The sequence below is a fragment of the Cupriavidus sp. 86D6 genome, assembly GCF_057815095.1.
Window position 1 is genome coordinate 296624 of the sequence record NZ_JBYPSB010000006.1, and the last position, 18189, is coordinate 314812.

Genomic DNA, 18189 nt, shown 5'->3' on the forward strand with positions numbered 1-18189 from the left:
GGAGAGATTGGGATGAACGAGCCTGTGACCGCCTTTGCGCTGGCTTCCGCGCCGGCGCCCGCCATTGCGCCGACCGAATCGCGCCAGCGCATGCGCGATGGCACCGAACTGCTGCTGCGTACCTGGCTGCCCGATCCGCAGCACTTTCCCGAGCCCCTTGGCACCGTCCTGCTTGTGCACGGACTGGCCGAGCATAGTGGCCGCTATCCGCATGTTGCGGCCGCGTTGTGCGCGCTGGGGCTGCGCGTGCGGGCCTACGACCACCGGGGCCATGGCGCGAGCGGCGGCCCGCGCATGGTGGCGCCGCATCCCGACAGCTATCTCGACGACCTGGCCGAAATCCACGATGCCGCAGTGCGGCAATGGCACGAACTGCCGATCGTGCTGGGCCACAGCATGGGTGGCCTGGTGGCGGCACGTTTTGCGACGTCCCGCGTGCGGCCGATCCGGGCGCTGATCCTGTCGTCGCCAGCGCTGGCGTTGAAGTTGTCCAACACTATGCTCACGCTGCATCGCGTGCTGCTGGCGCTGGTGCCGCATATGCGTGTGCCGAATCCCATCGACGCCCATCTGCTGTCGCACGACCCCGAAGTGGCGCGTGCCTATCGTACCGATCCGCTGGTGCAGGCGTCGATCAGCGCCAGCGTGCTGGAGTCGTTCCTGCGCGGCATGGCGCAGGCGCAGGCTGACGCGCCGCGGCTGGAAGCCCCGATGCTGATGCTGGTGGGCGGCGCCGATCGCATCGTCGATCCGCAGGGCAGCCGTACCTTTTTCGGCCACGCGCCCGAGGACCTGCGCGAGATGGCGTGGTTCGAGACTGGTTTTCACGAGATATTCAACGAGGCCGAGCCGTTGCGCGGCGAGGTCTTCGCGGCACTGACCGACTGGCTTCGCCGGCACCTGGAGAATCCGGCAAAGCCCTGACGACGGCCGCTGCCAAGTCGTGCGATGATGCCCGGCATTCCACAAGAAAAAAAAGCGCCCTCAGGGCCGGCAAAGGAAGCAAGGGATATGGAGACGTACGACTACATCATCGTGGGCGCGGGCTCGGCCGGCTGCGTGCTGGCCAACCGCCTGACGCAGGACGCCGATGTCAACGTGCTGCTGCTCGAAGCGGGCGGCAAGGACGACTACCACTGGATCCATATTCCGGTGGGCTACCTGTACTGCATCGGCAATCCGCGCACAGACTGGCTGTACCGCACCGTCGAAGAGGCTGGCCTCAATGGCCGTTCGCTGGGATACCCGCGCGGCCGCGTGCTGGGCGGGTGTTCGTCGATCAACGGCATGATCTACATGCGCGGGCAGCGCGAGGATTACGACGACTGGGCACGCATCACCGGGGACGACGGCTGGCGCTGGGACAACGTGCTGCCGCTGTTCAAGCGTAGCGAGGACCATCATCGCGGCGCCAACGAATTCCACGGCGCAGGCGGCGAGTGGCGCGTGGAAGGGCAACGGTTGCACTGGGACATCCTGGAGCGGTTCATCGACGCCGCCGAGCAGGCCGGCATTCCGCGCACCAGCGATTTCAACCGCGGCGACAACTTCGGCGTGGGCTATTTCGAGGTGAACCAGCGGCGCGGCATTCGCTGGAACACGGCCAAGGCATTCCTGCGCAAGGCGTCGGACCGGCCCAACCTGACCATTGTCACAGGCGCCCAGGTCAGCAGCCTGGTCTTCGATTCGCCCGACGGCAGGCGCTGCACCGGCGTGCAGTACGTGGGCGGCGGCCAGCAGCTGGAAGCGCGGGCCACCGAGGAGGTGATCCTGGCCGCCGGTGCGATCAATTCGCCGCAGTTGCTGGAACTGTCGGGCATCGGCCAGCCGGAACGGCTGCAGGCGCTGGGCATTCGCGTGCGCCATGCCTTGCCCGGCGTGGGCGAGAACCTGCAGGATCATCTGCAGCTGCGTACCGTCATCAAGGTGCAAGGCGTGCGCACGCTCAATACGCGCGCGTCGAAGTGGTGGGGCAAGCTTGGCATCGGCCTGCAGTACGCGTTCAACCAGAGCGGGCCGATGAGCATGGCGCCGTCGCAGCTGGGCGCGTTCGCGCGCAGCGACGAGGGCCAGGCGCGCGCCAATGTCGAATATCATGTGCAGCCGCTGTCGCTGGACAAGTTTGGCGACCCGCTGCACGACTTCAATGCCTTCACGGCCAGCGTCTGCAACCTGAGGCCCACGTCGCGCGGCAGCGTGCATATCGACAATGCGGACTTCCGCCGCGCCCCGCGGATCGCGCCGAACTACCTGTCGACCGAGGCCGACCGCAAGGTGGCCGCCGATTCGATCCGACTGACCCGGCGCATCGTCGCATCGCCGGCGCTGGCGCCATACCAGCCCAGCGAATGGCTGCCGGGCCCTGCGTTCCAGACCGACGAGCAGCTGGCAGAGGCGGCCGGCGCCATCGGCACTACGATCTTCCATCCGGTGGGCACCTGTCGCATGGGCGCCGGGGACGACGCCGAGGCGGTGGTCGACAACCGGCTGCGCGTACGCGGCATCGCCGGACTGCGCGTGGTGGACGCCTCGGTCATGCCGCTGATTACCTCGGGCAATACCAATTCGCCGACGATCATGATTGCCGAGCGGGCCAGCGACATGATCCGCGCCGACCGCAAGGCCCGCGCGAGCGGTGCAGCAAATACGCCGCAAATCGTCACGTCGGTGTCGGCGTAAGGGTCTTCCACGATACCTGGCGAAGCCGACGCCCGCAGACGTCGGTACGGCTTCGCACATCGCGTTGCCGTCACGTCGTTAATGTATTACGCCTAGTGCAAACCCCGATGTTTTGCGACGCAGCAGGCGCACACAATAGTCGCCGGTATACGGTGCCGCAGCCTTCACTTGGCGCACGCGTATCCACGGTAGCCGCACCGTTCCCACCAATACCTAAAGCGGCAAACATGGCGACAAAGCGCCGCAGTTCGGACCATTGTCAGTAGCCGGGCACAACCTGGCAGCAGCAAGAGGGCGGGCAGGAGACTATGACTCAGGAAATCATCCTGGAAACGAAGAACCTCACGAAGGAATTCAAGGGGTTCACTGCGGTGAGCGACGTCAACCTGCAGGTGCGGCGCGGCTCGATCCATGCCTTGATCGGACCGAACGGCGCGGGCAAGACCACTTGCTTCAACCTGCTCACCAAATTCCTGGAGCCCACCACGGGCACCATCCTTTTCAACGGCATCGACATCACGCGAGAGAAGCCCGCACAGATTGCGCGGCGCGGCGTGATCCGGTCGTTCCAGATTTCCGCCGTGTTCCCGCACCTGACCGTGCGCGAGAACGTGCGCATCGGCCTGCAGCGCCAGCTGGGCACCGCGTTCCAGTTCTGGCGCAGCGAGCGGTCGCTCGACGTGCTCGACGCGCGCGCCATGGACCTGCTGGACCAGGTGGGCCTGACCGAATTCGCCGAGACCACCACCGTCAACCTGCCGTACGGCCGCAAGCGCGCACTGGAGATCGCCACCACGCTGGCGATGGAGCCCGAGCTGATGCTGCTGGACGAGCCCACGCAGGGCATGGGCCACGAGGACGTGGACCGCGTGACGCAGCTGATCAAGAAGGTCTCTGCCGGCCGCACCATCCTGATGGTCGAGCACAACATGAACGTGGTGTCGTCGATCGCCGACAAGATCACGGTGCTGCAACGTGGCGCCATCCTGGCCGAAGGGCCGTACGCCGAGGTGTCGAAGGACCCGCGCGTGATGGAAGCCTACATGGGCACCGCCGACGCCGAACTGCAGGGGGCGCACTGAGATGAGCACGAACGCATCCAATGTCCCCGCGCTGGAGATCAAGGACCTGCACGCCTGGTACGGCGAATCGCACATCCTGCACGGCGTGGACCTGACCGTGAACCGTGGCGAGGTGGTCACGCTGCTGGGCCGCAATGGCGCCGGCCGCACCACCACCATGCGCGCGATCATGGGCCTGACCGGCGCGCGCAAGGGATCGATCAAGATCAACGGCAACGAGACCATCGGCCTGCCCACGCACAAGATCGCGCACTACGGCATCGGCTACTGCCCGGAAGAGCGGGCGATCTTCTCCAGCCTGTCGTGCGAGGAAAACCTGCTGCTGCCGCCCGTGCTCAAGGGCGCCAGGGGCGGCGACACCCCCGGCATGAGCGAGGCCGAGATCTACGAGATGTTCCCGAACCTGCGCGAGCGCAAGCAGAGCCAGGGCACGCGGCTGTCGGGCGGGGAACAGCAGATGCTGGCCGTGGGCCGCATCCTGCGCACGGGCGCGAATCTGCTGCTGCTCGACGAGATATCCGAGGGCCTGGCGCCGGTGATCGTGCAGGCGCTGGCGCGCATGATCCTGATGCTCAAGAAGAAGGGCTACACCGTGGTCATGGTGGAGCAGAACTTCCGCTTTGCCGCACCGCTGGCCGACCGCTTCTACGTGATGGAGCACGGCACCATCGTCGAACGCTTTGCCGCCAGCGAGCTGCAGGCCAAGATGCCGGTGCTGAATGAACTGCTCGGGGTATGACCCGCTGCGCCCGACCGGCGCCAGGGTCGTAATTCCGGATCGTGTGAATCGTATTTTTACGAGATGGCAGGAACGGGTGGCAGCACGCCGCCGCAACTCAGGAGACAAGACATGAAGATGAATCGGCTGGCTGTCGCAGTGGCGGCAACTGTCTTTGGCGCGTTTGCAGGGGGCGCTTCGGCGCAGGTATCGAACGATACCGTGAAGATCGGCTACATCACCGACATGTCGGGCCTGTACGCCGACATCGACGGCCCGGGCGGCCTGGAAGCGATCAAGATGGCCATCGAGGATCACGGTGGCAAGGTGCTGGGCAAGCCGATCGAACTGGTCAGCGCCGATCACCAGAACAAGGCCGACATTGCTGCGTCGAAGGCGCGCGAATGGATGGACCAGCAGGGCCTGGACATGCTGCTGGGCGGGACCAACTCCGCCACGGGCCTGGCCATGAACAAGGTGGCGCAGGAAAAGAAGCGCGTCTACTTCAACATCGGCGCCGGCACGGCCCGCCTGACCAATGAAGAGTGCTCGCCGTACACGGTGCACTACGCCTATGACACGGTGGCGCTGGCCAAGGGCACCGGCAGCGCGGTGGTGAAGCAGGGCGGCAAGAAGTGGTTCTTCCTGACCGCCGACTACGCCTTCGGCCATTCGCTCGAAAGCGATACGGCGGCCGTGGTGAAGGCCAATGGCGGCACGGTGGTGGGCCAGGTGCGCCACCCGCTGTCGGCGTCGGACTTCTCGTCGTTCCTGCTGCAGGCGCAGGCATCGAAGGCTGACATCCTGGGCCTGGCCAATGCCGGCGGCGACACGATCAACGCAATCAAGGCCGCCAAGGAATTCGGCATCACCAAGAGCATGAAGATTGCCGGCCTGCTGATGTTCATCAATGACGTGCACAGCCTGGGCCTGAAGAACACCGAAGGCCTGCTGATGACCGACAGCTGGTACTGGGACATGAACGACGACACCCGCAAGTTCGCGAACCGCTTCTTCGGCAAGATGAAGAAGATGCCGAGCAGCCTGCAGGCCGCCGACTATTCCGCCGTCAGCACGTACCTCAAGGCTGTGGAAGCCGCCAAGACCGATGATCCGGACAAGGTCATGGCCGAGCTCAAGAAGATGAAGATCAACGACTTCTACAACAAGAGCTACATCCGCGCCGATGGCCGCAATATCCACGACATGTACCTGATGCAGGTCAAGGCGCCGGCGGATTCGAAGAAGCCGTGGGACTACCTGAAGGTGGCGGCGACGATCCCGGGCGACCAGGCGTTCACGACGGTGGCCGAGTCGAAGTGCTCGATCCTGAAGAAGTAAGTTGTTGTGTTGTTTTGCTCCCCTCTCCCGCTGTGCGGGAGAGGGGCGGGGGGAGAGGGCAGGCGATTCTGACGACACAGGTCTCGATTTGAACCGCTGAACCGTCTCACCCGACCCCTCTCCCACGCGTGGGAGAGGGGAGAAACAGATAGGCAATCGACGCCCATGGATATTTTCGGAATTCCGCTACCCGCCATGCTGTCCCAGCTGCTGCTGGGCCTGGTCAATGGCGCTTTCTACGCGATGCTGAGCCTGGGTCTGGCCGTGATCTTCGGCCTGCTCAACGTGATCAACTTCGCGCACGGCGCGCTGTTCATGCTCGGTGCCGTGCTGGCGTGGGCCGGCATGGAATACGCCGGCCTGAACTACTGGGTGATGCTGGTGCTGTCGCCGCTCGTGGTGGGCCTGCTGGGCGTCATCATCGAGAAGACGATGCTGCGCTGGATCTACAAGCTCGATCACATCTACGGGCTGCTGCTCACGCTGGGCATCACGCTGATCATCGAGGGTATCTTCCGTTCGATCTACGGCGTGTCGGGCCTGCCGTATTCGCCGCCCGACGCGCTGCAGGGCGCCACGGACCTGGGCTTCATGATCCTGCCGAACTATCGTGCCTGGGTAGTGGCCGCGTCGGTGGTGGTGTGCCTGGCCACGTGGTTCACGATCGAAAAGACCAAGCTTGGCGCGTACCTGCGCGCCGGCACCGAAAACCCGAAGATGGTGGAAGCCTTCGGTGTCAACGTGCCGCTGATGGTGACGCTGACCTACGGCTTCGGCGTGGCGCTGGCGGCGTTTGCCGGCGTGCTGGCGGCGCCGGTGATCCAGGTGTCGCCGCTGATGGGCCAGAACCTGATCATCATCGTGTTTGCCGTGGTGGTGATCGGCGGCATGGGTTCGATCATGGGGTCGATCATCACGGGCCTGGGGCTCGGCGTGATCGAGGGGCTGACCAAGGTGTTCTACCCGGAAGCATCGTCGACCGTGGTGTTCTTCATCATGGTGATCGTGCTGCTGCTGCGCCCGGCCGGGCTGTTCGGGAGGGAAAAGTGATGAGCGGACCGACTGGACAAACGGCTGTGGCCGTCGAGGCCAAAGGCTTCAAGGAAGGGACGGGATTGCAGAAGAAGGTGCTCTACGGCCTGCTGCTGCTGGGCCTGATCGTGGCGCCGCTGGCCGGCGCCTACCCGGTGTTCGTGCTCAAGGTGCTGTGCTTCGCGCTGTTCGCGTGCGCATTCAACCTGCTGATCGGCTTTACGGGTCTGCTGTCGTTCGGCCATGCGGCGTTCTTCGGCGGCGCGGGCTACGCGGCCGGCCATGCGATGAAGGTGTGGGGCGTGACGCCGGAGCTGGGCCTGCTGTTCGGCACGCTGTCCGGCGCGGCGATCGGCTACGTGGTGGGTTCGCTGGCCATCCGGCGCCAGGGCATCTATTTCTCGATGATCACGCTCGCGCTGGCGCAGATGCTGTTCTTCTTCTGCCTGCAGGCGCCGTTCACGGGCGGCGAGGACGGCCTGCAGGGCATTCCGCGCGGCAAGCTGTTCGGCGTGTTGCCGCTGGCCGACGACATGACGCTGTATTACGTCGCGCTGGTCATCATCGTGGCTGCCTTCGCGCTGATCGTGCGTACGGTGCACTCGCCGTTCGGCCAGATCCTTAAGGCCATCCGCGAGAACGAGCCGCGCGCGATCTCGCTGGGTTACGACGTCGACCGCTTCAAGCTGCTGGCCTTCGTCATCTCGGCGGCGCTGTCCGGCCTGGCCGGTTCGATCAAGGCGCTGGTGCTGGGCTTCGGCACGCTGACCGACGTGCACTGGTCGATGTCGGGCTCGGTGATCCTGATGACGCTGGTGGGTGGCCTGGGGACGCTGTCTGGGCCGATCGTCGGCGCGTTCGTGGTGGTGGCGCTGGAAAACAAGCTCGGCGACATCGGCACGTTCCTGGCCAACCTGACCGGCATCGGCTGGTTCAACGCGCTGGGCGAGTCGGTGACGATGGTGACCGGCGTGATCTTCGTGATCTGCGTGCTGACGTTCCGACGCGGCATCATGGGCGAGCTGATCGCGCTGACTGGCCGAAAATCGGACAAGCACTAGCCGGCCACCCCGAGTGGAGATCGGGCGACATGCCCGATTTTGGGGCTAGGGTTATTGCTGACTTGTTTCATACGCACCGGTTCGTTACATTGCATATACGGTTTTCGCAGGTTAATTGGAGGCGGAAGCGAGGAGACGACAGGCGCGCACCCGGTGTCGGGTAGCAGCAGCCAATACGATAAAGAGGCGTTGCTGGGTGATCCCCGGCAACGCCTTTTTCATTTCTGGCTTCCGGAAACCGCCGCCTGCGGCTCGCGCCGGCGTGAATGTGCGGCCGATGCATCTTCGGCATGACCGCCCGCCAGCCCCCATGCGACAATGCCGGCAGCTTCTTCGGCCGCGCCATGTCCACCCCTTCCGAATCCCCCGGTTTCCAGAAAGTGCAGTATCAGATACGCGTTGGCGGCAGCGCCGATGGTCCCGCCATCGAGGCCTGGCTGAACGCGCGCGCGCCGCTGCCGGTGCCCGAAGCGCGCGCCCGGCGGCTGTCTCTGGACGCCTTGCTGGAGCAGGGCGGCCATGGCATCTGCGTGCTAGGCGTCGGCACCAACGCGGTGCGCGAACCCGGTGAAGCCGATACCGCGCTGGCCTGCCTGACGCCTGTCACGCTGGTTCACAGCCTGTCGCTGGGCGGGCGCGTGGCGATGGTGGCCGAATGGTGGCTGCCGGGCGCCGATGCGGCGGGCTGGCTCGAGGCGACGTGCCAGCTGCTGGCCGACTGGTGCCGTGCCCATGGCATCCGCCATATCCGGCTGGCGCCCGGGCTGGTGGCCGACGCCGCGCGGCCGCCGCAGGGCTTTCAGCGCGATGCCGATGGCCTATGGCTGCGCAGCCTGGTTCCCACCCCGAAACGGCTGGGCTGACCCGCAGCGGGGCCGTTTTCCCGCCCGGGCGAGGCGACGCGTTGCCGCCTGCTTCGGTTCTTTCTATCCCTCGATTTCTTTCAACGCTTTTTCGACCGTTCGGACTGTTCAACCATGGAGTTTGTGTTTCTGGCCGCCGCCGCTTTTCTGGCCGGCATGATCGACGCTGTGGCGGGCGGGGGCGGCCTCGTGCAGGTGCCGGCGCTGTTCTCGACCTATCCCAACATGTCGCCGGCGACGTTGATCGGCACGACCAAGGTGGCGTCGCTGGCCGGGACGTCCAACGCTGCCTTCCGCTTTGCACGCAAGGTGCGGATCTACTGGGGCGCCACCGCGCCCGCGACGCTGGCAGCCTTCGTCTTCTCGATGGCCGGTGCGTGGACGCTGACGATGATCCCGGCCGATCCGCTGCGCAAGGCGCTGCCTTTCGTGCTGCTGATCCTGCTGGTCTATACGGTGGTGAAGAAGGACCTGGGCACCGAGCACGCGCCGGTGCTGTCGGGCGGCCGCGAACGGCTGGCGGCGCTGCTGGCCGGCGCGGCGATCGGGTTCTACGACGGTGTGTTCGGCCCCGGCACGGGCAGCTTCCTGATGATCGTGTTCGTGCGCGTGTTTGGTTACGACTTCCTGCACGCGTCGGCGTCGGCCAAGATCGTCAACCTGGCCACCAACCTGGCGGCGCTGCTGCTGCTGTCGGCGAAGGGCCATGTCTGGTGGCAGCTCGGCATCGTGATGGCCCTGGCCAACGTGGCCGGCAGCCAGGTGGGCAGCAAGCTGGCATTGCGGCACGGCAGCCGCTTCGTGCGCAAGGTATTCATCGCGGTGGTCAGCGCGCTGATCCTGAAGACCGCCTACGACGCGTTCCTGCGCTAGGCCGCAGCAAGTGTCCGCACCGGGCTGGAAGCCCCGTGGGGCAATGAAAACCCGTGACTGTTGCGCCTGCGCCGCTGCGGGTTAATCCGGCCTTTTCGTATCACATCGCTGTGTTAGACTCGATTCGCATTCCCGACCGCGCGGTCGGGAAATGCAACTGCGCAATCCGGGGGTAATGGCGCAGGACGGGAAAAAAACGGGACGAACTTCGATGTTCCCGGCTGAGATCGGATGCCAGCGTTGCATCCGCCAAAGAGCCTGCCAGAGTGGGCCACAAAAAAACTGAAGGCATCCGTCGGCCGGAAGCCGGCGGGTGCCTTTTTCCGTTTTTGGAATCGAAGGAGACAAGCCATGACGTTCAAGCGCGCCAGCCTGCTGGCACTTGCCGCCGCCAGTCTGTTCTCGGGCGCGGTCAGCGCCCAGGTAAAGGTCGGGGTCACGGTTTCGGCGACCGGGCCGGCCGCCTCGCTCGGCATCCCCGAGAAAAACACCTTCACGCTGCTGCCCAAGGAAATCGCCGGCAAGAAGATCGAGTACATCGTGCTTGACGATGCCACCGACACGACCACGGCGGTCAAGAACACGCGCAAGCTGATCAGCGAAGACAAGGTGGATGTGGTGGTGGGTTCCACCGTCACGCCCAATTCGCTGGCCATGGTGGATGTGGCGGCCGAAAGCGAGACGCCGATGATCTCGATGGCCGCCTCGGCCCGCATCATCGAGCCGATGGACAGCAAGCGCGCCTGGGTCTTCAAGACGCCGCAGAACGACTCGCACATGGCAACCGCCCTGGCCGAGCACATGACCAGCAACAACGTGAAGACGGTGGCATTCATCGGCTTCGCTGACGCCTATGGCGACAGCTGGGCGCAGGAATTCGCCAAGGTGGCGGAAATGCGCAAGATCAAGGTGGTGGCCAACGAGCGTTTTGCGCGTACCGACAATTCGGTGACGGGCCAGGTGCTGAAGATGATGGGCGCCAATCCGGACGCCGTGCTGATCGCCGGTTCGGGTACGCCGGCCGCGCTGCCCGCCAAGGCGCTCAAGGAGCGCGGCTACAAGGGCAAGATCTACCAGACGCACGGTGTGGCCAACCCCGACTTCCTGCGCGTATGCGGCAAGGATTGCGAAGGCACATTCCTGCCGGCCGGCCCGCTGCTGGTGGCCGAACAGCTGCCCGACACCAATCCGGTGAAGAAGCCGGCCATGACCTACAAGACCGCATACGAGAAGGCGTTCGGCGGACAGGTATCCACCTTCGGCGGCCACGCCTGGGATGCAGGCCTGCTGCTGCAGAACGCGATTCCCGAGGCGCTCAAGAAGGGCCAGCCCGGCACGAAGGAATTCCGCAAGGCGCTGCGCGATGCACTGGAGCAGACGAAGAACCTGCCGGTATCGCACGGCATCATCAACATGAGCCCCACCGACCACCTCGGCATGGACCAGCGCGCGCGCGTGATGGTGCAGATCGTCGATGGCAAGTGGAAGCTGCAGAAGTAAGCCGGCACAAACCGACCGGCTGGCAGGGGTCACACGCTGGGCAGCGTAGCAACGCAGGGCGCATGGCAGACCATGCGCCCTTTTTTTGCCGCCGTGGATTCCCGCCACCCTCTAGGCATTGCGTGGTGGAATCTCTAAGCTGAGGCTGCGGTAGCGGCTGGCAGGCAGGTTTTCCGGCGCTGGCGTCCACCACGCGCGCACATAATACGGGCAGACAATGGACCTATCGATTGCGGCCATTCTGGCGCAGGACGGCATCACCTCCGGCGCGATCTACGCGCTGCTGGCACTGGCACTGGTGCTGGTGTTCTCGGTGACGCGCGTCATCTTCATCCCCCAGGGCGAGTTCGTGGCCTACGGCGCGCTGACGCTGGCCGCGATGCAGGCGGGCCACGCGCCGCAGACCACGTGGCTGCTGCTGGCCATGGGCGTGCTGACATTCCTCTACGACGGCGTGGCGGTGCTGCGCAGCCCCGAGCTGCGGCTGACCGCGCCGCGCCGCATCCTCGTCCTGGCCGGCAAGTACCTGCTGTTCCCGGGCGCCGTGCATGTCCTGGTGCAGCAGTACGGCGGCATGCCGCTGCCGATGCTGGTGCAGATCGCGCTGACGCTGCTGATCGTGATCCCGCTGGGCCCGATGCTCTATCGCCTGGCCTATCAGCCGCTGGCCGAGGCCAGCACGCTGGTGCTGCTGATCGTGTCGGTCGGCGTGCATTTCGCGCTGGTGGGATTGGGGCTGGTGATGTTCGGTGCCGAAGGCTCCCGTACGAATCCGTTTTCCGATGCGCGCTTCGATGTGGGCAGCCTCAGCGTGTCGGGGCAGAGCATGTGGGTCGTGGCGGTGTCCGGCGTGCTGATTGCGGCGCTGTATTTCTATTTCGAGCGCACGCTGCAGGGCAAGGCACTGCGCGCCACCGCCGTGAACCGCCTGGGCGCGCGGCTGGTGGGTATCGGCACGACGCAGGCCGGGCGCCTGTCGTTCACGCTGGCCGCCGCGATGGGCGCATTGTGCGGCATCCTGATCGCGCCGCTGACGACGATCTACTACGAATCGGGCTTCCTGGTGGGGCTCAAGGGGTTCGTTGGCGCCATCGTCGGCGGGTTGGCCGGCTATCCGGTGGCGGCGCTCGGCGCGCTGCTGGTGGGGCTGCTCGAATCGTATTCGTCGTTCTGGGCCAGCGCGTTCAAGGAGGTCATCGTCTTCACGCTGATCATTCCGGTGCTGCTGTGGCGTTCGCTGACCAGCAAGCATGTCGAGGAAGAGGAGTAAGCCATGACGATGCTGACCGACAAGCCGCTGGAGAAAAACGTGGAGCCGCAGAACGGGAATTCGCAGGGCCGGCCGCAATCGCGACGGGACGGCCACCTGCGCGGGGCCACGCGCAACCGCGTGCTGGCGCTGGGCTTTGCCGTCGTGCTGGCGCTGCTGCCCGTGCTGCCGACACCGGAGTTCTGGATCACGCTGGGCAACTACATCGGGCTCTACAGCATCGTGGCGATCGGCCTGGTGCTGCTGACGGGCGTGGGCGGCATGACGTCGTTTGGCCAGGCCGCATTCGTGGGGCTGGGCGCCTACAGCACGGCGTACCTGACCACGCAGTTCGGGCTGTCGCCATGGCTGGGACTGGTCGTCGGGCTGGTCATCACGATGGCGTCGGCCTATGTGATTGGCCTGATTACGATGCGGATGTCGGGCCACTACCTGCCGCTGGCGACGATTGCCTGGGGCCTGTCGCTGTTCTTCCTGTTCGGCAACCTTGAATTCCTGGGCAAGTACGATGGCCTGAACGGCATTCCGGTGCTGTCGTTCCTGGGTATCGAGCTGCAGTCGGGCCGGTCGATGTTCTACCTGATCTGGGCCGTGGTGCTGCTGGCCGTGGTGGCCATGCAGAACCTGCTCAATTCGCGGCCGGGCCGGGCGATCCGCGCGCTGAAGGGCGGCGGCACGATGGCCGAGGCGATGGGCGTGAATACCGCGTGGATGAAGGTGGTGATCTTCGTCGTGGCGGCGATCCTCGCGTGCGTGTCGGGCTTCCTGTACGCGCACCTGCAGCGTGCCGTGAACCCGACGCCGTTCGGGCTCAACTACGGCATCGAATACCTGTTCATGGCCGTGGTGGGCGGCGTGGGGCACGTCTGGGGCGCCGTGCTCGGCGCGGGCATTCTGACCATCCTCAAGGACGTGCTGCAGGGCCTGCTGCCGAGGCTGCTTGGCAGCACCGGCAACTTCGAGATCATCGTCTTTGGAGTGCTGCTGGTGCTGCTGCTGCAGTACGCGCGCGATGGCATTTGGCCGTTCCTGCGCAGGCTGATGCCATCGGGGCCGCCCGTGGTCGCGCCGGATCAGGCCGAGGCGCTGGCGGTACGGCAGAAACCCGAGGCCGGCGAGTTGATCCTCGACGTGCGCGCGGCGCGCAAGCAGTTCGGCGGCCTGGTAGCGGTGAACGACGTGAGCTTCCAGGTGCGTGCCGGCGAAATCATCGGGCTGATTGGCCCGAACGGCGCGGGCAAGTCCACGACCTTCAACCTGGTAACCGGCGTGCTGCCGCTCACGCGCGGCGAGGTGCGCTATCGCGGCGAGGTGATCTCGGGCCTGCCGTCGCGCGAGATCGTCAAGCGGGGCGTGGGCCGCACCTTCCAGCACGTGCATCTGCTGCCGACGATGACCGTGCTGGAGAACGTGGCCATCGGGGCGCACCTGCGCGGCGATTTCCGCGCACAGGGCGGCGTATCGGCGGCAATCCTGCGCATGAACCGCGCGGAGGAACAGAAGCTGCTGTTCGAGGCCCGGCGCCAGCTGGAGCGTGTGGGCCTGGCGGACTGCATGTACATGGAGGCTGGCAGCCTGGCGCTGGGCCAGCAGCGCATTCTGGAAATCGCGCGCGCGCTCTGCTGCGACCCCGCGCTGCTGCTGCTCGACGAGCCTGCGGCGGGCCTGCGCTACAAGGAAAAGCAGGCGTTGGCGGAACTGCTACGCAAGCTGAAGGGCGAGGGCATGAGCGTGCTGCTGGTGGAGCATGACATGGACTTTGTGATGAACCTGACAGATCGGCTGGTGGTGATGGAGTTCGGCACGCGCATTGCCGAAGGGGTACCGGAAGCGGTGCAGAAGAATCCGGCCGTGCTGGAAGCCTATCTCGGCGGCGTCGAGTGAGGAAATGAGATGAGTCTGATTCTCGAGGTGAAGGACCTGCATGTGCGCTACGGCAAGGTGGAGGCCGTGCATGGCGCCAATCTGCAGGTGCAGGCCGGCAAGATCGTCACGGTGATCGGGCCGAACGGCGCCGGCAAATCGACCATGCTCAACGCGATCATGGGCGCGCTGCCGGTCAGTGGGTCGTCCAGCGGCACGGTCCGTTACCTGGGCCACGACATGGCCGGCATTCCGGTGGAGGGGCGGGTGGCGCGCGGCATGTGCCTGGTGCCCGAGAAGCGCGAGCTGTTTTCGACGATGACTGTCGAAGACAACCTGCAGCTCGGTGCCTTCCGCCGCAAGCGTGCCGGCGAGCGCCACTATCTGGATCAGATGGATGTGGTCTACGACCTGTTCCCGCGCCTCAGGGAGCGTGCCAGGCAGGAGGCCGGCACGCTGTCAGGCGGCGAGCGCCAGATGCTGGCGGTGGGCCGGGCGCTGATGGCCAAGCCGCAGCTGCTGATGCTGGACGAACCCAGCCTGGGCCTGGCACCGCTGATCGTGAAGGAAATCTTCCACATCATCAGCAACCTGCGCCAGACCGGCGTGGCGACGCTGCTGATCGAGCAGAACGCGCGTGCGGCGCTGCAGGTGGCCGACTACGGCTACGTGGTCGAGACTGGCGATATGGCCATGGAGGGCGAGGCCGCCGCGCTGGCCAGCAATCCGAAGGTCATCGAGACGTATCTGGGGCTGGCCAAGAAGGCGGCGTAAAGGCACCTCGTGGACGACCCGCGGACGTTCACTGTACGTATACATCGGTTTGGAAAATAACGTCGCCAATTTACGCGCGGTTTTTATTCACGCAGCCAATGTTGTTCACAAAACTATCCACAGTGTGGATAACTACTGGCGGACCAGTTCGACGATATCGGCCGCGGCCGCCGAAAGCAGCCATTCGCGGAAGACCGCCAGGGCCCGATGGTCGCTTTTTTCACGTGGCGCGCAGAGGAAATACCCTCGGTTCAACGTGACCGGCAGGTCGAACGGCGCCACCACCTGACCGGCCTGCAACGCATCCCTGACAAGGCATCGCTGCAAAACGGCCACCCCCATGTCTGCCTTCACGGCCTCCAGCAGGATCGACACCTGATCAAAACCACGGGCAAGCGCGGGCGCAGCGTTGGGTACGCCCGTGGCACACAGCCAGTTCTCCCAGTTCCTGGGGGCAGTTGTGTGGAAAAGCAGCGGTTCACCCATCAGGTCCGACGGAGTTTTCCACAGATTGGCAGCCTGCCGCGCATGGGCCCGGGCGGGGTGGCAGACCGGCACCATTTCGCGTCCGATCACATAGTCGACCTGCAGGTTGGGCCAGTGGCTTGCTTCTCCGGTCAAGATCGCCGCATCGGGCTTTGCGCCGGCGAAGTCTTCGTCACGTCGGTAGGGCACGAAGTCGAGCCGGATATCGGGATGCTTGCGGTGGAAGTCAGGCAGGCGAGGGACCAGCCATACGCTGGCCAGTGTGGGTACCGCGGACAGCGTCAGGTGATGCTGCCGATCTTCCCCCAGCATCGCCCCACTGGCGGTTTCGATCGCGGCCAGCGGGGCCGAGATGGCGTCCAGGTATTGGCGCCCCGCGTCAGTCAGCGTGAGCTTGTGGGCGTTGCGATGGATCAGCGGCTGGCCGAAATGCGATTCCAGCCGGGAGATGGCGCGGCTGATGGCGCCTTGCGTGACGCACAGCGTTTCCGCGGCACGGGTGAAACTGCCCATCCTGGCAGCCGTCACGAATGCATGTAGCTCGGACATCGAAGGTGAGCGTATACGCATGACGACGTGAGCATGAGCTTTGGTAATGGAAGCGTGCAATATAGTCGTTTGTGCAGGGCCGGTAAACTGCCGAAACTCCCCAGCTCGGTCCCCGGATTCGAGAACGATAAAACGAGGAGTTTCACACCATGAATCGAGCCCTGCCTGTCCGCGCCATGCGCCGCCGCCTGATGTTTTCCACAAGGTTGTCCACAGCCATCGGCGCCGCTTTTGGCGGTATGGCGATGCCGGTGGCAGCACAATCGAACTACCCGAACAAGCCGATCCGTCTGGTCGTGCCGTTCGCCGCAGGTGGCACCACCGACCTGTCGGCGCGCCTGGTTGCCGAGTACGCTGGACGCGAGCTGGGCCAGACGATCGTGGTCGATAACAAGGGTGGGGCAGGCGGCTCGATCGGCATGGAACAGGTGGCCCGTTCGGCGCCGGACGGGTACACGATCGGCATGGCCACGGTCAGCACCCATGGGTCCAACCCGGCGGTATACCCGAAGCTGGGGTACGACCCGATCAAGGACTTTGCGCCCGTCACCAACGTAGCGGCCGTTCCCAGTGTCTTTGCCGTGCATCCGAGCGTACCAGCCAAGACCATGCAGGAGTTTGTTGCGCTGGCGAAGGCCAACCCGGGCAAGTACACCTTCGCGTCGCCCGGCGCCGGCTCGCTCGGGCACGCCAACATCGAGAATTTCATGATGCTGGCCAAGATCGACCTGCTGCACGTGCCGTACAAGGGGGCCGGCCTGGCATTGAACGATGCGCTGGCAGGGCAGGTGAATGCGATTACCGACAACCTGTCGACTACGTTGCCGCACGTGAAGGCGGGCCGGCTGCGCGCACTGGCCCTGCTGGGGGCGCAGCGGTCCCCGCAACTGCCGAACGTGCCGACGTACGGCGAGCTTGGCTATAAGGATATGGGTGACGGTGGCTGGTTCGGCATCGTCGCCCCGGCGGGTACGCCCCAGCCCATCATCGACAAGCTCAATGCCGCCATCCACAAGGCGATGCTGAACCCCGAGTTCAAGCGCAAGATCGAGGAATCGGGCGGCACGCTGGTGCCGACCACGCCGGACCAGTTCAAGGCCCAGATTCAGCAGGCCATGGCGCGCTACGCCCGCGTGGCCAAGGCTGCCAACATCAAGCTGGACTGAGCCATGACGACGTTCGATACACCGTACCGCGCGGTACAGGGCGATGCGCCGGGCGGCCCCTATACGCTGGCCTTGCCGGAAGGGCTGCCACTGCCGCTGGTCTGTGATTCGCCGCACAGCGGCGTCTACTATCCGGCCGATTTCCAGGCTGCCGTGCCCCTGGCGCGGCTGCGTGGCGGCGAGGATACCCATATCGATACGCTGTGGTCGGCCATACCCAAAGTCGGCGGCACGCTGATCGGCGCCACCTTCCCGCGCGTCTATATCGATCCCAACCGCATGCTGGAGGACCTGGACCCGGAACTGCTGGATGCGCCGTGGCCCACGCCGCTGTCGCCGGGCGAGAAGACGCGCCTGGGCTATGGCCTGATCTGGCGGAAGCTCGACGCGGCCACGCCGATCTACGACCGCCAGCTGTCGGTGGCAGAGGTACAGAACCGGATCGCACGCTACTACCGCCCGTACCACGCCGCACTGGCCGAGGCAGTGGAGACCGCGTATCGGCAATTCGGCGCACTCTGGCATCTGAACCTGCATTCGATGCCGAACAACGCCTACGAGCGGCTCAAGATCGATAGCCCGCATCCGTTGGCGGACTTTGTGCTGGGCGACCGCGATGGTACGACCTGCGAGCCCGGCATCGTCGATCTGGTGGAGCGGGAGCTGAAGTCCATGGGCTACACGGTGGCGCGCAACGACCCTTACAAGGGGGTGCAACTGATCGCGCAAATCGGTCGCCCGGCCGAGCGGCGCAACAGCCTGCAGATCGAGATCCGTCGCCCGCTGTATATGGACGAGGCGACCAAGGCGCCGAACGAAGGATTCGCGATCTTGCAGCGCGATCTGGCATCGCTGGCGGAGCGCATCGCGATGTATATCCGCAGCCGGATCTGACGATGTTTCACGTGAAACAGAGTCGATAGGGAAGGGCC

The 18189-nt window shown here is 65.2% G+C and carries 16 protein-coding genes; 15 read left to right on the forward strand and 1 reads right to left on the reverse strand.

Going from position 1 to position 18189, the window contains the following annotated elements; translation table 11 throughout:
- The first annotated feature begins 12 nt into the window (after positions 1 to 12).
- The 13 genes from AC3G88_RS16890 to AC3G88_RS16950 all read left to right on the forward strand — a co-directional run bounded on the left by AC3G88_RS16890 (position 13) and on the right by AC3G88_RS16950 (position 15056).
- A complete protein-coding gene (locus AC3G88_RS16890) occupies positions 13 to 924 on the forward strand; it encodes an alpha/beta hydrolase (protein ID WP_488893603.1) in 912 nt (303 codons plus the stop codon).
- An 87-nt stretch (positions 925 to 1011) separates the two neighbouring features.
- Positions 1012 to 2679, forward strand: coding sequence for a GMC family oxidoreductase (locus AC3G88_RS16895; protein ID WP_488771738.1), 1668 nt, complete (start codon positions 1012 to 1014; stop codon positions 2677 to 2679).
- Between the two features lie 308 nt (positions 2680 to 2987).
- Complete coding sequence (locus AC3G88_RS16900; RefSeq protein ID WP_153946319.1) at positions 2988 to 3761, forward strand: ABC transporter ATP-binding protein; 774 nt, start codon at positions 2988 to 2990, stop codon at positions 3759 to 3761.
- A gap of 1 nt (position 3762) precedes the next feature.
- On the forward strand, positions 3763 to 4500 hold the full coding sequence (locus tag AC3G88_RS16905; protein ID WP_061958431.1) for an ABC transporter ATP-binding protein: 738 nt from the start codon (positions 3763 to 3765) through the stop codon (positions 4498 to 4500).
- A 111-nt stretch (positions 4501 to 4611) separates the two neighbouring features.
- Positions 4612 to 5820: an ABC transporter substrate-binding protein gene (locus AC3G88_RS16910; protein ID WP_488771739.1), complete on the forward strand. Its 1209-nt coding sequence runs from the start codon at positions 4612 to 4614 to the stop codon at positions 5818 to 5820.
- Between the two features lie 165 nt (positions 5821 to 5985).
- On the forward strand, positions 5986 to 6870 hold the full coding sequence (locus tag AC3G88_RS16915) for a branched-chain amino acid ABC transporter permease (RefSeq protein ID WP_153946321.1): 885 nt from the start codon (positions 5986 to 5988) through the stop codon (positions 6868 to 6870).
- A complete protein-coding gene (locus AC3G88_RS16920; protein ID WP_400391432.1) occupies positions 6870 to 7913 on the forward strand; it encodes a branched-chain amino acid ABC transporter permease in 1044 nt (347 codons plus the stop codon). Before AC3G88_RS16915 ends, AC3G88_RS16920 begins: the two co-directional genes overlap by 1 nt.
- A gap of 290 nt (positions 7914 to 8203) precedes the next feature.
- Positions 8204 to 8776: a hypothetical protein gene (locus tag AC3G88_RS16925; RefSeq protein ID WP_488893604.1), complete on the forward strand. Its 573-nt coding sequence runs from the start codon at positions 8204 to 8206 to the stop codon at positions 8774 to 8776.
- Between the two features lie 114 nt (positions 8777 to 8890).
- A complete protein-coding gene (locus AC3G88_RS16930) occupies positions 8891 to 9649 on the forward strand; it encodes a sulfite exporter TauE/SafE family protein (protein WP_488771741.1) in 759 nt (252 codons plus the stop codon).
- Positions 9650 to 10000: 351 nt separating this feature from the next.
- Positions 10001 to 11149, forward strand: a complete 1149-nt coding sequence (locus tag AC3G88_RS16935) for an ABC transporter substrate-binding protein (RefSeq protein ID WP_488771742.1) — start codon at positions 10001 to 10003, stop codon at positions 11147 to 11149.
- Between the two features lie 217 nt (positions 11150 to 11366).
- Complete coding sequence (locus AC3G88_RS16940; protein WP_488893605.1) at positions 11367 to 12419, forward strand: branched-chain amino acid ABC transporter permease; 1053 nt, start codon at positions 11367 to 11369, stop codon at positions 12417 to 12419.
- Between the two features lie 3 nt (positions 12420 to 12422).
- Positions 12423 to 14303 carry a branched-chain amino acid ABC transporter ATP-binding protein/permease gene (locus AC3G88_RS16945; protein ID WP_488893606.1) on the forward strand — a complete coding sequence of 627 codons (1881 nt, stop codon included), beginning with the start codon at positions 12423 to 12425 and terminating at the stop codon, positions 14301 to 14303.
- A 9-nt stretch (positions 14304 to 14312) separates the two neighbouring features.
- Entirely contained in the window at positions 14313 to 15056 is a 744-nt protein-coding gene (locus AC3G88_RS16950; RefSeq protein ID WP_488893607.1) for an ABC transporter ATP-binding protein, read from the forward strand.
- A 132-nt stretch (positions 15057 to 15188) separates the two neighbouring features.
- Here AC3G88_RS16950 and AC3G88_RS16955 read toward each other — a convergent pair whose 3' ends face one another.
- Positions 15189 to 16112, reverse strand: coding sequence for a LysR substrate-binding domain-containing protein (locus AC3G88_RS16955; RefSeq protein ID WP_488893686.1), 924 nt, complete (start codon positions 16110 to 16112; stop codon positions 15189 to 15191).
- A 128-nt stretch (positions 16113 to 16240) separates the two neighbouring features.
- Between AC3G88_RS16955 and AC3G88_RS16960 the strand changes: the two genes are divergently transcribed.
- On the forward strand, positions 16241 to 17257 hold the full coding sequence (locus tag AC3G88_RS16960; protein WP_488893608.1) for a Bug family tripartite tricarboxylate transporter substrate binding protein: 1017 nt from the start codon (positions 16241 to 16243) through the stop codon (positions 17255 to 17257).
- Between the two features lie 3 nt (positions 17258 to 17260).
- Positions 17261 to 18151, forward strand: a complete 891-nt coding sequence (locus tag AC3G88_RS16965; protein WP_488893609.1) for an N-formylglutamate amidohydrolase — start codon at positions 17261 to 17263, stop codon at positions 18149 to 18151.
- The last annotated feature ends 38 nt before the right edge of the window (positions 18152 to 18189 follow it).

What these genes read in the sequence shown, in the direction of transcription:
- AC3G88_RS16935 (WP_488771742.1), top strand. Translation starts at nt 10,001, where the DNA reads ATGACGTTCAAGCGCGCCAGCCTGCTGGCACTTGCCGCCGCCAGTCTG.
- AC3G88_RS16960 (WP_488893608.1), top strand. Translation starts at nt 16,241, where the DNA reads ATGAATCGAGCCCTGCCTGTCCGCGCCATGCGCCGCCGCCTGATGTTT.
- AC3G88_RS16945 (WP_488893606.1), top strand. Translation starts at nt 12,423, where the DNA reads ATGACGATGCTGACCGACAAGCCGCTGGAGAAAAACGTGGAGCCGCAG.
- AC3G88_RS16905 (WP_061958431.1), top strand. Translation starts at nt 3,763, where the DNA reads ATGAGCACGAACGCATCCAATGTCCCCGCGCTGGAGATCAAGGACCTG.
- AC3G88_RS16950 (WP_488893607.1), top strand. Translation starts at nt 14,313, where the DNA reads ATGAGTCTGATTCTCGAGGTGAAGGACCTGCATGTGCGCTACGGCAAG.
- AC3G88_RS16920 (WP_400391432.1), top strand. Translation starts at nt 6,870, where the DNA reads ATGAGCGGACCGACTGGACAAACGGCTGTGGCCGTCGAGGCCAAAGGC.
- AC3G88_RS16895 (WP_488771738.1), top strand. Translation starts at nt 1,012, where the DNA reads ATGGAGACGTACGACTACATCATCGTGGGCGCGGGCTCGGCCGGCTGC.
- AC3G88_RS16900 (WP_153946319.1), top strand. Translation starts at nt 2,988, where the DNA reads ATGACTCAGGAAATCATCCTGGAAACGAAGAACCTCACGAAGGAATTC.
- AC3G88_RS16940 (WP_488893605.1), top strand. Translation starts at nt 11,367, where the DNA reads ATGGACCTATCGATTGCGGCCATTCTGGCGCAGGACGGCATCACCTCC.
- AC3G88_RS16925 (WP_488893604.1), top strand. Translation starts at nt 8,204, where the DNA reads ATGACCGCCCGCCAGCCCCCATGCGACAATGCCGGCAGCTTCTTCGGC.
- AC3G88_RS16915 (WP_153946321.1), top strand. Translation starts at nt 5,986, where the DNA reads ATGGATATTTTCGGAATTCCGCTACCCGCCATGCTGTCCCAGCTGCTG.
- AC3G88_RS16890 (WP_488893603.1), top strand. Translation starts at nt 13, where the DNA reads ATGAACGAGCCTGTGACCGCCTTTGCGCTGGCTTCCGCGCCGGCGCCC.
- AC3G88_RS16955 (WP_488893686.1), bottom strand. Translation starts at nt 16,112, where the DNA reads ATGCGTATACGCTCACCTTCGATGTCCGAGCTACATGCATTCGTGACG.
- AC3G88_RS16930 (WP_488771741.1), top strand. Translation starts at nt 8,891, where the DNA reads ATGGAGTTTGTGTTTCTGGCCGCCGCCGCTTTTCTGGCCGGCATGATC.
- AC3G88_RS16910 (WP_488771739.1), top strand. Translation starts at nt 4,612, where the DNA reads ATGAAGATGAATCGGCTGGCTGTCGCAGTGGCGGCAACTGTCTTTGGC.
- AC3G88_RS16965 (WP_488893609.1), top strand. Translation starts at nt 17,261, where the DNA reads ATGACGACGTTCGATACACCGTACCGCGCGGTACAGGGCGATGCGCCG.